This is a genomic window from Pseudoalteromonas sp. 2CM28B (assembly GCF_023161935.1).
Genome location: NZ_JALNTH010000008.1, coordinates 108588 through 123462 on the forward strand (window position 1 = coordinate 108588; position 14875 = coordinate 123462).

Consider the following 14875-nt stretch of genomic DNA (forward strand, 5'->3'; position numbering starts at 1 on the left):
AAAAAGTTGCACGCTATTTGTAGTTATATAAAAAATATGAAGAAATTATGCTAATTTTACCGAGTAGCCATAATGGGTAAATAGGTGATTTGAGCGCTGTGCTTAATGCATATATTAGGTATGATAGAGCAATAATTTATCTGGGGAAGATACAGTGAAAAAAATAATATGGCTTGGCTTATTTCTTTGCAGCCTAAATCTTAACGCAGCAAATACCAGCGCGCATGACCCAGGTATTATCAACAAACAAAGAATAGAGTATTGGTTAAATAAACGCGCTGATACCCAACAAACCACTAACAAGCCAACGGTTGAAAGCTACTTAGCGAATACTGCACGGCTTAACCCTTCGCAGTTAAAATCTGTTTCTACTATGAAAGCCCGCTTAACCGCTAAGCAAGCCGATAAGCAGCTGCAATATGCAAGTGCGGCTAGCCCTAGCAACGCGCTAAATGAGGTTAAAGTACTGGCTATTTTAATTGATTTTCCTGATTTAAAGCACGATGACAATCAGCTAGTTGATGATGATACCGATATGTATTACGAAAATTATACAAAAGAGCATTACCAACAATTGCTTTTTAATGAGGGTGGGTTTATTGGCCCTAATAATGAAACACTTAGCAGCGTATACGATTATTATTACGACGCATCAGGTGCTAGCTTAACTTTTAGCGGGCAAGTATATGGGTGGGTTAGGGCAGATAGTAATGCAAAAACCTATGGTGAGCGCGTAGGCAACACGCGCGATATAAATGCCCCCGCACTGATACAAGAAGCAGTCGAAAAAGCCACTGCACAATTTGATATTGATTTAACGCAATATGATTTAACAGATTTAGATGATATTGACGGCGATGGCATTATCAACGAGCCAAACGGCATTATCGACCATGTTATGGTTTTTCATTCCAGTATTGGTGAAGAATCCGGTGGAGGCTATTTAGGCGTTGATGCAATTTGGTCTCACCGCTACTACGTATTTGATGAAAACAGTGAACCTGTCAGTATTGCGGGTAGTAGCGTTAAGTTATCGGGTTATACGATAAACCCAATAGATGCCAGCATAGGTGTCGTTGCGCATGAATTTGGTCACGACTTAGGTTTAGCAGATGAGTACGACTTACAGTCAAATACCGTGGGTGAGCCTGTATCGTCTTGGTCAATAATGTCTACTGGTAGCTGGGCTGGTGGGCCTAGGGGTTCACAGCCCGTTATGTTTAGTGCACAGGCGCTTGAGTATTTACAAAACAGATACCAAGGCAATTGGGTGAACCAGCTTAATTTAACCATGGAGGAAGTGAACAGCCAGCCTCAGCAGTCGCTAGTTTATACTAGCTCACTTTCTCAGCAGCAAAGCCAAATTAAAGTGACACTTGCGCAGCAGCTAGAAAAATTTAAAACCCCGGTTGAAGGTGATTTTCAATTTTACTCTGGTACAGGTAACAATCTAACACACGCTCTCACAAACCGTGACCTTACCTGAGGCGGCTACACCACTGACTCTTAGCTTTTTAGCTTACTACAGTATTGAGCGTGACTATGACCTTGTACAAGTAAAGGTAAATCAAACTCCTTTAGCTGGTAATTATACAATCGAGACAAATCCTTATTATGGCGATATAGGCCCGTATATAACTGGTGATTCGTTTTTACATGCAGATGCGCAGCAACCTAATGGTTTTTTAATGCATGAGTTTGATTTAACACAATATGCAGGACAAACCATTACATTAAGTATTGAGTATATTACCGATACAAACACACAGTATTATGGTTTTGTAGCCGATGATTTAAAAATAACATACAACAATACTGTGATTTGGCAAAATAACGCAGAGCAGCCAAGTACTAACTTAGCGTTAAATGGTTTTAGCCGCGTGAGCAGTTATATTTATGCTAAACCAGCCCACTACTATATACAGCTACGTGCGCACAGAGGTGTGGATGCCGGCTTACAAGCAGAGCAATATTCACCGGGAGTTTTATTATGGTATAGCGATAGTGCATTTGATAACAACAACACAACTGATCACCCTGGGGGTGGTTTTAATTTAGTGGTTGATGCGGATCAAAAGCCAATTTATCGCGGTACAAGTAGCACCACACTTGCAGATACACCTATACAAGTACGCGATGCTGCATTTAGTTTATATCAGCAAAGTGCAGGTTTAGGCGATCAAGACTTAGCTGCCATTAGTGAGTTCAATGATCATTTTGATTACAGCTTTACGCAGCAGGCTGAATCAGGTGTGCTGCTTACTCCCCAAGGGTTTAACTTTGAAATAGTCAGCCAACACCCTGAAAGTGAAACAGCAGAGCTTTTGCTTAGCTATGATGCGCTACAACAAATAACCACAACAGTAAACGAGGCAACCGTTAGCTTTAATGTAGCCGGTTTAAAGTTAACCCCCACAGATACATTTTTATGGGACTTTGGTGATGGGCAATCGAGTACTGAGCTAAGTCCTACACATACCTATGCCGATTACGGCACATACAGCGTTACCTTTTCGGCAATGGGTGAGACGACTACGCAAACACAAACTAAACAAATTACCATCACAAAACCGCTAGAAATTGAAAATTTAACGTATCAGTTAAACGGTGCGACTTTATCTGCTCAAGCAATCGTAACTGGCGGAGAAGCACCTTACAACATGAGTTGGCTTATAGATGGTGAACCCGTATCGCAAACTGAAAACCTAGATTACCAATTTAGCTACTCTGGAGATTACACCCTCGCGTTAATAGTAACTGATACGCAAGGGATAAGTGTTAGCCAACAACATGCTTTGAGTGTTAATGCACCGCTGCAATTAAGTACACGCCATACGGCAAATAACTTAGCGGTACAATTTAATAGCTCACCATTAGGTGGATCTGGTAATTATACATATAGCTGGGATTATGGCGATAGCAGCCCACTAGGTACAACGCAAAACCCAAGTCATAATTACCAAGATGCAGGTAGTTATTCAGTAAAACTTGTGCTCACAGACAGTCAAACCAATGAAGTTATAAGTAGTGAGCTAACAGTCTCGGTACAAGAAGCGCAAAGTGAATCGTCATCAAGTGGTGGGGCAATAGGTTATTTAATTGTGCTATTAGTGATAAGTGGATTTTACCAGCGTACCAGCAATAAAGTTTAATGATTTTGTGAAGTAATACCAATCGACTTAAATGTCTAATAACTTAACACCAGTGGTATAAATATGATGCTCGCTGCATTAAAAACTCTATTTAAAATAAATAGCGTAGTTATGCCAAGTGATGTTATCAGCAAAGGTTAAAATACAAAAAAGCCAGCAATATGCTGGCTTTTAGGCTTAAAACAAGATTAACCTTGTTAAATTATAAACGGTCGATTACTGATTGAGTGAAATCAGTTGTACCGTGGCTGCCGCCTAAATCACGTGTTGTGCGATCGCCTGATTTAATTACATCAGCTACAGCGCTACGAATACGCTCAGCCGTGTCGCCCATATCTAAGTGCTCAAGCATTTGGATAGACGCTAAAATTACTGAAGTAGGGTTTGCTAGGTTTTTGCCAGCAATATCTGGTGCACTACCGTGAACGGCTTCAAAAATAGCAGCATCTTCACCAATGTTTGCACCTGGTGCCATACCTAAACCGCCAACTAAACCAGCACAAAGATCAGATAAAATGTCGCCAAATAAGTTAGTTGTTACTACAACGTCAAACTCTTCTGGTGTCATAACTAGCTTCATACATGTTGCGTCAACAATCATTTCAGTTGATTCAATTTGCGGGTAACGCTCAGCAACTTCACGTGCAACTTTTAAAAATAAGCCAGAGGTAGATTTTAAGATATTTGCTTTGTGTACTGCGGTTACTTTTTTACGGCCTTCACGTACTGCTAACTCGTAGGCAAAAGTGATGATTTTCTCAGCGCCTTCGCGAGTAATTATAGATTTAGCTTCTGCTTCGTTACCGTCTTCGCTTACTACTTGGCCTACACCTGAGTACATACCTTGGGTATTTTCACGAATAGTAATGATATCGATATCATCGTAACGTGCTTTAGTACCAACAAATGATTTAACAGGGCGTACGTTTGCGTATAAACCAAACTGCTTACGTAATGTTACGTTAATAGACGTAAAACCTTCACCTACCGGCGTCGTTAGTGGACCTTTAAGAGTGATTTTGTTTTTAGCGATTGTATCAATTGTTTCTTGAGGAAGTAGCTCGCCAGTTTTTTCTAGTGCAGCAAGGCCTGCATCAACAAATTCATAATCAAAATCGCAACCTGCGGCTTTTAATATTTCAAGTGCTGAGTCGATAATGCTCGGACCGATGCCGTCGCCTTTGATCACTGTGATGGTTTGTTTGGCCATTGACTTTTCCTTTAAAAGAATAAAAAACGCACATAAATTATTACTAATAATAGTAACTGCTTGTTAGGTCATTTATGTGACGTATGTGGATATATTTTGAGGGCGCATTTATACCAACTTATCGCCCATTTTGCCAGTTTATACTATAAATACAGGGTATAACCTGTGCTTATAGTCAGCATAAGTGACTTAAATGCTGTTATATAGCGATAAGCCTTGCAGTTGCGCAAAAAAATCATCCTCAGATTTAAAGCCTTGTGCTTTTAGCTGCGCATTTAAAGTTTGTTTTTGCCAAGGCGTTAAAGGCAGAGCGGGTTTAAAAATAGTTTGCGCCACGACCTTTAAACTAATCCATAATTTGTGCTGCTCGTTTAGCTCTTTTTTAGGTTGTTGTTCAGCATCGAGTAGGGGCTTGGTCCATGGATTATCACTCAGTAGTTGTGTTAATTCTGTATTTAAATGTTCATTATTAATCGTTTCCACCCCAAAAAAGGCTGCTAATGGGGCACTATAAGTTTGGTTAGGCACGCTACTTATGGTTACTTTTGCACAGAGCTGTGCACTGCAATGGGTTAATAAATAATGTACGTAACCATAGATGGGCAAGGCTATATGTTCGAATTGCTGTTTTGGGTTATTACTTACCATTAAAGCTAAAATACTAATAAAGCTATTAAGTTTATTCAGTACGATGTGTTTGTGCGGATGATGTGATGTATCCACTAATTGCTCAAATATAACCCGCTGAATAATCGCCGGTGCATTATCGTAGCCGACCATCGACAAGCTATGGCGTAAGTCTTTGGCGGCTTGGTGCTGATTGTTATAGGGCCTGACTGCTTGGCAGAGCTTCTGTGTTATTTCACTAAAAGGGGCCAGTAACTTATCTAAGCCTTTAAAACTGTATTCATGCGCTACTTTTATATGACTTACTAATGCTATTAACTCGGCCTTTGAACTCATCTGCACCGGGGCTTTACGTACCAGGTGCTCATTGTTCCAGGCTAAAAATAATACCCGTTTATCAGTACATAGCCATTGCATTGGTTGATCTTTAAGTGAGGTTTTAACCTTGTACCACGCCAGTTTTTTCTCATTATTGGCATTAATAAGTATATGCTTATTAGCCTCATCACTTGCTAGATAAACCATTGCTTGGTCGCTGTAAACTATTTTACTGCCTGGTAGGTGTGGGCCTATATGCGCTATTAAATCCTTAATTAACCTTTGCGCAAATGGGTTAGCTGTTTTGACATACACTTCACCCAAAGCTTTGTAAAAATTCAATGGGTTCTTTTTCGATGTATAGGTGATGTTCATCGCTATAATATTACTTAATGCACACAAGGTTATGGCATTGTCATATAGCATTATGTCGCTAGTACTTAGTAACGCTTGCTTATACTTATTTAGTTTAGCCAACATACGCACGCTATTTTGAGTAGGGTGCTGTGCACTGAGCAACACTTTTGCTGCTAGCTGATGGCGAAAACGCCATATTTTTTTATCGCTGAGTGTAAGCATTTGCTGCTGCGCAATTTTATTATGCTGCGCTACAACGCAGCAATGTTCTACCAATGCAACACCAATATAAAGCTCGGTTAGTTCGTCATCAAATTGCTGGCTAGCGCACAGTGCGGTGCTAATAACACATTGGTTAATAACGAGGTTTGTAGCAAAGTCGTAGTGGCTGGTGTACAAGCTTAAACGCGCTTGTAAAGCGTGCGGGTGTTGCTGATACAAAACGCGATAGTGCTGGGCTGTTTGTACAACAAGCGGATAAAGATGTTGCCACTGTGTTTTGTCACTATAAATTGTTAGTATTTGATGTGTGTTATGCAGTAACCGCACTAACTGTTTTGAAATAGGCTCATCCATTGGCCATCACCTGATCTTTTCCTGATAAGTTGTATAGGCGCTGGGGCCCCATAAAAATAACTCACCATTTTTAAATAATAAGCCGGTGCATTCATCCATCGTAGTTATGCCATCTGAAGTTTGGTGCTGAGTACGGTAAAAAACAATCTGCCATACTTGGTCTTTATTACGTTTGGCATAGGTTAAATCGGGGCTTCCTAAATAATCGAGTACACTGTTTAAGGTAACCGCCTCATCAATAGACAGCTTTCTTATGTAGCGCTCGTTAAAAGCCTCACGGTCTTGCCAAATCATTGCTTGCGGGTCATCTTTATAAAAGGTGATCACTAAAGTCGCAATGAGTGCATACAAGCCTAACCCTAATATTAAGTATCTTATAAACTTTTTAATCATTTTTAACTCACACTCGCAACAATAAAGTGAGTATATGTTGTGCGCTTAAACAGTGCTATCAACATGCGACTAATGCAACCTTAACTGCTTTAAACTAAAACCTAGCTGTATATCTGTTCGTAAAGTGACTAATTGTTTAGAAATAACATACATGTCTTTTTGCTCAACTAGCTTTTTTTGAATACTGCTTGATAGGGCATCATCTTCTATGGCGCTATCTATGCTTTCGTAGGTATTTACAATAAGCTGAGCCGATTTAGTCCCTATGCCTTTAACGCCGGGTACATCGTTAGTTTTATCGCCCGCTAAGGCCCAAAAATCAATAAGTTTACTTTGCTCAATACCAAAGCGCTGCTCAATGCTGTCGCAATCTAGGTAGCTCTTTTTAAAATAATCGTACACACAAATATAGTCGTTCAAAAAAGGTAAAAAACCCTTATCGGTAGAAACAATGGTACTGATTATCTTATTTTTTGCAGCTTTGTCGGCTAAGGTGGCTATGATATCGTCGGCTTCATCGTTAAGCGGTTCAAATACAACGATACCCGTTTGCTCTATAGCTTCTTTAAAGTTGTGCAGCGCATTTTTAAGCGTGTCGGGCATGGGGGCCCTAGAGTGTTTATATTGCTTATAAAAGTGGTAGCGCCAGCTTTTGTCGCCATCAAAAACAGCTATAGCGTGAGTGGCATTTGTTGACTGTAAAAGCTTTTTGCAAGCATGTGCTACGCGCGCGCAACTGGCCTTTAGCATCTGCTCTTCACTATGGTGTGTTTGGTTAGCGTCAACTGCGTAAATGCGCCTAATTAAATTAAGCGCATCAATTAAAAGTAAATGGGGTTTCAAATAGTCAAACTCATGCTTTTATTTCATAACAAGGGATATACTTACTACCGGGTAACTTCATACGACCTTGGTCTACAAAGGCTTGTAATAGTTTATCCATATCTTTCATTAAATCAGGCTCACCACTTAACACATAGGGTCCATGTGCTTTTATAGCGCGCAGGCCTTCATCTTTGACATTGCCAGCAACAATCCCCGAAAACGCTCTACGTAGGTTAGCCGCTAATTGCTGCTTGGGCTGTTCTAGGTGCAAATCTAAACTTGCCATGTTTTCGTGCGTAGGTGCAAAAGGTTGCTGAAAATCGTTATCGATTTTAAGTGTCCAGTTAAAGTAGTAGGCATCGCCTTGGCTTTTACGATAATTACGTACATTTGCCATAGCTGATTTTAATTTTTGCCCTACTAGCGCAGGATCATCAATGATTACTTCAAACTTATCAAGGGCTTCTTTGCCTAATGTCAGCTCTACAAACTTACATAACTCGCTAAAGTACGCTTCGCTTTCTTTAGGGCCGGTTAAAATAACAGGCAAACACTGTTTTTCGTTATCTGGGTGCAGCAAAATACCTAATAAATAAAGTAATTCTTCTGCAGTACCGGCACCACCTGGGAATATAATAATTGCATGCGCCGTTCTGATAAATGCTTCAAGGCGCTTTTCAATGTCGGGTAAAATCACCAGCTCATTTACAATAGGGTTTGGCGGCTCTGCGGCAATTATACTAGGTTCGGTCAAACCAAGATAACGGTTTTCGCTAATACGTTGTTTAGCATGGCCAATAGTGGCACCTTTCATCGGGCCTTTCATTGCCCCTGGGCCGCAGCCAGTACATATATTTAAACCACGTAAGCCAAGCTCGTAACCTACTTGTTTTGTGTATTTATATTCTATTTCGTTAATTGAATGTCCACCCCAACACACAATCATATTTGGTTCGCTGTTAACGCGCAGCGCGCCGGCGTTTCTAAGCATATCAAATACCATGTGGGTAATGGCTTTTTGTTCTTTAAGATCTTTTTCGTACTTTTGGCAAATAAATAAAATATCGCGGATCACCGAAAAAATATGCTCGTGAATACCGGTAATTATTTCGCCATCAACAAAGGCGGTTTCGGGAGGGTTTTCTAACTCAATTTTAATGCCGCGCTCGCGACTGACTAGACGAATATCAAAGTCTTGGTATTTGTCGTAAATTTCATTACTTGCGTCTGTGTGGCTGCCTACGTTAAGGACGGCTAAGGCACAGTTTCTAAAAAGTCGATAACGTTCACTGGCTGAAGATTGCTCTAATAAATCAACTTCCAATTGTGACAGTAAATCTAAAACCCCAGTCGGGTTTAACTGTATTAACATCGGCATTCTCCTTGCTGCTTAAAATGTAAAAACTGCATGTCATCTACTTTAGCACTCAAACTAATTGAGAATTATGACATTATTTACTCATACAAAGGCGATCCCGACCCGTTTTCTTTGCTTCATAAAGGGCGTCATCTGCTCTGTCGAATGCTTTGAGCGGTGTATCGCCTTTTTTAAATTGTGTAGCGCCTAACGAAATGGTGATTTCTATTTCTTTTTCTCTAAATTTAAAAGGAATATTTTTAATCACTTTTCTAAGTTTTTCAAGCGGCTGCGCTGCGTTCAACAACGAAAGCCCAGGCATTAGTAAAACAAACTCTTCTCCGCCGTAGCGGGCTATAAAATCAGACTGCCTTACTGATTTTTGCAGCGCCTTTGCAATAACTTGTAAGGTTATATCGCCTGCAGTATGACCAAATCTATCATTAATTGACTTAAAGTGATCCACATCAATAACCACTAGGGTAACATCCGAGGCTTGGACATTAAATAAGTGAAGCTCGTGATTGTAACGTTCATCAAAAGCCGCTCTGTTAGGAAGTTTTGTAAGGCTGTCGAGTAAACTTTTAAAGCGTTGCTCGTTTAGGCGTTTTTTATATTTGGTTAGTTTGCCTTCTAAGCTGCCGATTCGCTCGTTAATTTCATCAAAGCTGGCAATCAGCGTTTCGCGGTCTTTTCTTTCTAGCTGCTCTTTAGCAATAAAGTCTTGGCTGAGAGATTTTAGCTCGTTATCAACTAATTCTTTTAAAGAGGAAATAGACGTAGCAGATTGGGTTTGCTCGTTTAAATGCTTTATTTTTCCTTCAATACGTTTATTTAGTGTATCGAACTCTTCCCCCATTGACTTAGAGTGCTGGCTGGTAGATACAATTGATGAGTGCAACTCTTCTAATGTTTGGTTAAGCGAGACTAAAAAGCTTTGTGCCGATTGGCGCTCTTTACTGATATTTTTGACCACGATGCTTATTATATTTAAAGCAGCTTGCAACAGGGCTTCTAAATTATCGTTTTCGGTAATTGTATTTTTTATTTGTTTAATTTGTTCAGTCGATTCATCCTCTAACACCAGCTCATTTGCAAGCTCTAACAGCTTTTTAGCCATACGAGGAGAAGCATTGGTGCTTGTTTCATCCGTGGTTGAGAGCTTGCTATGCAAAGCATGGTGATAAAAGTTAATAAGCTGATTTAATATCGGGATGTAGTCGTGCGTAGACTGTACATTATTAATTTCGTGGTCGAGTAAATGTCTTAAGGTGCGGCGGGTATCATCTGGTAAGCCTTTGGTTTTTTGTAAAAGCTTACCGGCTGTTTGTACGCTCGAAAACAGCTCTCGCTGATGGGCTGTTTGTAACGCCTCTTGGTTTTGGAGTAATAATAAAATGTCATCTATTAAAGGGGATAATATTTCAAACCCGACACCTTTATTTAGCGAACTTCTAAATTTGGCGAGTTTATTATCAAGCTCAATATCAAGCCCTTTACAGCTTAAAGACAGTTTTGCAGTTAGATTTGATAAAGTATCAACTTGGAGCTTACGCGCATTTTCAATGGCTACCCTTGCTTCAATTGCTTGCTTTAACTTTTTATCTACAGCGTTAGAGTTTTCAGACACCTAAGCATACCGCCATCGTATTAATTACATTACCTTCAGTTTACAACAAAATCATATTAAGTGTAGTTATCTAATTAAAAACTTAGCATTTTTACTTAGACCCTGCATGTAAACTGAGCTATTAGGTTGTTTGTCGTTTTTAATTCACTTTTAATTTATGCCTTGTTAGGCTTATTTCAAATAATAAGTAACCTTGAGTCATTATGAAAAAGCGTTTTGTCCTGTCAATGTTAGCGGCCTGTTGTGCAGCCCCTGCGTTAGCCGATGTAAATTATTCTTTAAGTATTACACAGCCACAACATCATTTAGGTAATGTAAGTGTAGAGTTTCCAAAGTCGGCGCAATCGCATATCGATGTTAAATTGCCTGCATGGCGTACTGGTCGCTACGAAATATTAAATTTAGCCAATGGGGTACGTTACTTTGCGGCCACAGACGACAATGGCAATGCATTAAAATGGGAAAAAATTAATCACAGCACATGGCGAGTGCATTTAGCTGAGCCAACACACGTGAATATTGATTACCAAGTATATGCAAACGAGTTAGGTAAACGTGCACGCCACATAGACGATAGCCATGCGTTTATTGATGCATCTGGCTTTTTTATGTTTAGTGAATCGTTTCGCCAAGAACCAGTTACCGTAGATTTAAAGGTGCCTAAAGCGTGGCGCTCTGTATCAGGCATGGAAAATGCGAGTAATAAACACAGTTTTAAAGCAGCAGATTACGATGTACTGGTAGACTCACCAATAGAAACAGGAATTAACAAACTTCATAAATTTGAAGTAGATGGCCGCCAATACGAGTTAGTTATATGGGGCGAAGGCAACTACGATGAGCAACTAATGCTTACTGATTTAAAAAAATTAGTGACCACAGGTAATGTTATTTGGGATAGCTACCCGTATGAGCGTTATGTATTTATGGTGCATGCCACATCGGGTGCTGGCGGGGCTACTGAGCATTTAAACTCAACCATTATACAGCGCCCACGGAATCGTTTTGGTAGCCGCGAAGACTACTTAGGCTTTATAAGTACCGCCGCGCATGAATTTATTCATACCTGGAATGTAAAAGCTTACCGCCCTAAAGGGCTGGCGCCTTATGATTACACCAACATGAACTACTCAAATTTATTATGGATTTCGGAAGGTTCTACTAGCTACTTTGAAGATCATCTATTAGTGCGATCAGGCATAGAAACCACCGATGAGTTTTTTAAAGTGATGAGTAAAACGATTAATCGCCACTTACAAACACCAGGTCGAGAAGTACAAAGTGCCAGCGAAACAAGCTTTGATAAATGGATAAGCCAAGGCGGCGACCACGCGCGTAATTACAGCACCAATATATATTTAGAGGGCTCATTGCTTTCTATGTTGTTAGATATACATTTATTAGAAACAACCCAGGCAAAAGTTAATTACCGCCAAGTACACAATGCTTTATACAACAAGCACACGTTACCACAAGGGTTTACTGAGCAAGATGTACTGGCAATATTAAAAGACCTAACAGGTGAAGACTACACAACGTGGTGGCACGATAACGTGAGCACCCCAGCTAATATAGATTTTGATGCTTTATTAGGTAAAGTTGGCTTAGAGCTTACTCGCCCTGAGAGCGCTAAGCCATTAGCAAGCATTGATGCAACTGCAAAAAATAGCGGTGAGTTATTAACGCTCACCCACGTTCGCAGAGGCGGAGCAGCATGGCAGGCGGGCCTCACAACAGACGATAAAATTGTGGCGGTTAACAAGCAGCATGTTGGAAAAGATTTAAAATCGAGCTTAGAAGTATTTAAAGCGGGAGAAAAAGTCACTATCGATTTTATTCGTCGCGATGCGCTCCAATCGACAACCCTCGTTTTATCGCAAGATTATGATAAACCTAAAAAGGTGGTTGCTGATAAAAATGCAACTTTATCTCAACGGGCCTTATTTAAAGCATGGATGGGGGTAGAGCACCCAATTAATGTGCAAGCTGATTAACATAATAGCGTTTTATTAAAGGAGCTTTGGCTCCTTTTTTATATCTTATGCAAAGGTATATCACTTAAAAACCAACCTAAAAGTGCTAATTTTAAGAGTACGTCCTATTATTGTGTTAATAACGACTCTAGGTTGCGTATAAATGAAGTCATTAAAAACCACTCAAATCCTCTCACATCAATTTGTGCTTAACGATCCGCTGCATCAGTTATTTGATGCGATACACAGTATTTCTGTGCAAGGATACGATGAGCAGCGCCGCGTTATTTATTGGAATAAAGGCAGTGAGCTGCTTTATGGCTATACAAAAGAGTACGCAACCGGAAAAAAACTAGAAGATTTAATTATTCCGCCCCCAATGCAAGATGCGGTTATAGATGCTCATCGTGAGTGGCTCATAAACGATATCGAAATACCCGCGGCTGAGCTTACATTACAGCATCAAAATGGCAGCAATGTTACTGTGTTTTCAAGCCATGTTATGTTTACAAATCAGCATGGGGTAAAACAGATGTACTGCATAGACATAGACTTGAGCGATGTAAAACAAGCACAAGCGCAAGCTATGGATAAACAGCAGATGCTCGAAAAAGTATTTGAAGCCATTCCTGATTTGTACTTTTTACTCAAACCGGATGGCACCATAGTTGATTACCATGCAAATGATTTGAGCAACTTACATTTACAGCCTGAGCAATTTTTAAATAAATCGATGTTTAGCGTATTGCCCTATACTGTAGCCAAAATGTTTAAAGACAATATTCAAGAGCTGTTAATTCACAAAGGTAATGTATGCTTTGAATACGAACTTTTAGTACCCAAAGGCGTGTTGTATTTCGAAGCGCGAGTGAGTTATTTACATCATTCAGACCAAGTAATGGTGATAATTCGCGACATAACAGAGCAGCATGAGTCAAACAAACTTATACGTAAACAAGCCTATTACGATAGCTTAACGCTACTCCCTAATCGTTTTAATTCTTTAAAACGACTTACTCAGCTAATTAACACTGCGAGCGAAAAAAACACTTTAGCCGCTGTTATTTTTATCGACTTAGATGACTTTAAAAAAGTAAACGACACACTCGGGCATGAAATTGGCGATTCATTACTTATCAGCGCCGCTAATAAATTGAGCCAAATAGTTAATGAAAACGCGACCGTAGGCAGGTTGGGGGGCGATGAATTCATTATTTTACAACCAGAGCTACACAGTAAAAAACAGCTAGACGAGATTGTTACACGCTTACTTAAAAGCTTTAGAACCCCCTTTGAAATAGATGGCCGCGAATTGTTATTAACGTTAAGTATTGGCGTGGCTTTGTACCCTGATAATGGGGTAACAGCCTCTGATTTATTACGCCATGCAGACACAGCAATGTACCAAGCAAAAGCGCTTGGCAGAAACACCTACGCCTGCTTTACCAGCGAAATGAATACCGCCATAAAAAGGCGGTTAGCAATAGAAGAGCAGATGCATGTTGCTCTTGAAAAAAACGAATTTGAATTGTATTTCCAACCTAAATGCGATGCTAAAACACTTAAAATAATTGGGGCTGAAGCGCTATTACGCTGGAACAATAGTGTGCTTGGTAAGGTTATGCCCGATGAGTTTATTCCGTTAGCAGAGCAAACAGGTTTAATTATTCCTATTGGAAAGTTTGTTATTGAGCAGGCATTAGCATTTTTAACGCAGTGGCAGGCAAGCTCTCAACAAAACTACAGCATGGCAATTAATTTATCACCAAGCCAATTTAGAGATTCAGAGCTGCTAAATTTTATAGCAAGCACGTTAGAAAAAACCGGAGTAAGCGCTAAAAATGTCGAGCTTGAAATAACCGAAGGCGTGTTAATGAGCGTGCAAACCAATATTACAGAGTCATTGTATGCACTTAATAAGCTCGGTATTAAACTATCTATGGATGACTTTGGCACAGGCTACTCATCGCTTCGCTATTTAAGGCAATATCCGTTTGAGGTATTAAAAATAGATCGCAGCTTTATTTGTGGTATTACCGAAAACCAAGAAGACTACAGCTTAGTTAAAGCCACAATTGCAATGTCGCATAGCTTAGGCTTAAGTGTGGTAGCTGAGGGCGTAGAAACATCAGCACAACAAAAACTACTAGCCGAGCTAAATTGCGATCTGATTCAAGGTTACTATTTTAGTAAACCGCTGCCTGCATTACAGTTACTTGATTTTAAAGCGTTATAAGTACATTTATTATAAGTGTCAACCTAAACCCAGTGAGCTGTAAATAGCGTAAATTGAGCCGCCCACCGCATTTAGTATTTAAACCCTTTAGCCAAATAACGCTACACATTAATATGATAGGCTTTACTGCTTCTGCTTTGGTATTTTGATAAAACAAAACCTATGCAGTGAAATAAAACACCCTCTAGATTGAGCAAAACTCATCCCGCAAACTTTAATAC

General features: G+C 39.8%; 10 protein-coding genes. 4 read left to right on the top strand and 6 right to left on the bottom strand.

Annotation, left to right across the window (positions count from 1 at the left end):
• The first annotated feature begins 154 nt into the window (after nucleotides 1–154).
• Both MTN96_RS37295 and MTN96_RS37300 read left to right on the top strand, forming a co-directional pair.
• Nucleotides 155–1486, top strand: a complete 1332-nt coding sequence (locus MTN96_RS37295) for an immune inhibitor A domain-containing protein (RefSeq protein WP_374275253.1) — start codon at nucleotides 155–157, stop codon at nucleotides 1484–1486.
• Nucleotides 1473–3152, top strand: coding sequence for a PKD domain-containing protein (locus tag MTN96_RS37300; protein WP_374275255.1), 1680 nt, complete (start codon nucleotides 1473–1475; stop codon nucleotides 3150–3152). Before MTN96_RS37295 ends, MTN96_RS37300 begins: the two co-directional genes overlap by 14 nt.
• A 202-nt stretch (nucleotides 3153–3354) precedes the next feature.
• On the opposite strand, the gene MTN96_RS13325 is transcribed toward MTN96_RS37300, so the two are convergent.
• The 6 genes from MTN96_RS13325 to MTN96_RS13350 all read right to left on the bottom strand — a co-directional run bounded on the left by MTN96_RS13325 (nucleotide 3355) and on the right by MTN96_RS13350 (nucleotide 10445).
• Entirely contained in the window at nucleotides 3355–4362 is a 1008-nt protein-coding gene (locus MTN96_RS13325; RefSeq protein ID WP_121638510.1) for an isocitrate dehydrogenase, read from the bottom strand.
• A 189-nt stretch (nucleotides 4363–4551) separates the two neighbouring features.
• Entirely contained in the window at nucleotides 4552–6240 is a 1689-nt protein-coding gene (locus MTN96_RS13330) for a hypothetical protein (RefSeq protein WP_248531908.1), read from the bottom strand.
• Nucleotides 6241–6246: 6 nt separating this feature from the next.
• On the bottom strand, nucleotides 6247–6633 hold the full coding sequence (locus MTN96_RS13335) for a DUF3192 domain-containing protein (protein WP_004586398.1): 387 nt from the start codon (nucleotides 6631–6633) through the stop codon (nucleotides 6247–6249).
• A 69-nt stretch (nucleotides 6634–6702) separates the two neighbouring features.
• Entirely contained in the window at nucleotides 6703–7476 is a 774-nt protein-coding gene (gene xni, locus MTN96_RS13340; RefSeq protein WP_248531909.1) for a flap endonuclease Xni, read from the bottom strand.
• Between the two features lie 10 nt (nucleotides 7477–7486).
• A complete protein-coding gene (gene ppnN / locus MTN96_RS13345; protein WP_004586396.1) occupies nucleotides 7487–8830 on the bottom strand; it encodes a nucleotide 5'-monophosphate nucleosidase PpnN in 1344 nt (447 codons plus the stop codon).
• 79 nt (nucleotides 8831–8909) lie between these two features.
• On the bottom strand, nucleotides 8910–10445 hold the full coding sequence (locus MTN96_RS13350) for a GGDEF domain-containing protein (protein WP_248531910.1): 1536 nt from the start codon (nucleotides 10443–10445) through the stop codon (nucleotides 8910–8912).
• 203 nt (nucleotides 10446–10648) lie between these two features.
• Between MTN96_RS13350 and MTN96_RS13355 the strand changes: the two genes are divergently transcribed.
• Both MTN96_RS13355 and MTN96_RS13360 read left to right on the top strand, forming a co-directional pair.
• Nucleotides 10649–12439 (top strand): M61 family metallopeptidase, encoded by a 1791-nt coding sequence (locus MTN96_RS13355; protein ID WP_248462029.1) that lies wholly within the window; start codon nucleotides 10649–10651, stop codon nucleotides 12437–12439.
• Nucleotides 12440–12581: 142 nt separating this feature from the next.
• A complete protein-coding gene (locus tag MTN96_RS13360; RefSeq protein ID WP_248531911.1) occupies nucleotides 12582–14654 on the top strand; it encodes a bifunctional diguanylate cyclase/phosphodiesterase in 2073 nt (690 codons plus the stop codon).
• Nucleotides 14655–14875: the final 221 nt, after the last annotated feature.

What these genes read in the sequence shown, in the direction of transcription:
- MTN96_RS13335 (WP_004586398.1), bottom strand. Translation starts at nt 6,633, where the DNA reads ATGATTAAAAAGTTTATAAGATACTTAATATTAGGGTTAGGCTTGTAT.
- MTN96_RS13325 (WP_121638510.1), bottom strand. Translation starts at nt 4,362, where the DNA reads ATGGCCAAACAAACCATCACAGTGATCAAAGGCGACGGCATCGGTCCG.
- ppnN (WP_004586396.1), bottom strand. Translation starts at nt 8,830, where the DNA reads ATGTTAATACAGTTAAACCCGACTGGGGTTTTAGATTTACTGTCACAA.
- MTN96_RS13330 (WP_248531908.1), bottom strand. Translation starts at nt 6,240, where the DNA reads ATGGATGAGCCTATTTCAAAACAGTTAGTGCGGTTACTGCATAACACA.
- MTN96_RS13360 (WP_248531911.1), top strand. Translation starts at nt 12,582, where the DNA reads ATGAAGTCATTAAAAACCACTCAAATCCTCTCACATCAATTTGTGCTT.
- MTN96_RS13355 (WP_248462029.1), top strand. Translation starts at nt 10,649, where the DNA reads ATGAAAAAGCGTTTTGTCCTGTCAATGTTAGCGGCCTGTTGTGCAGCC.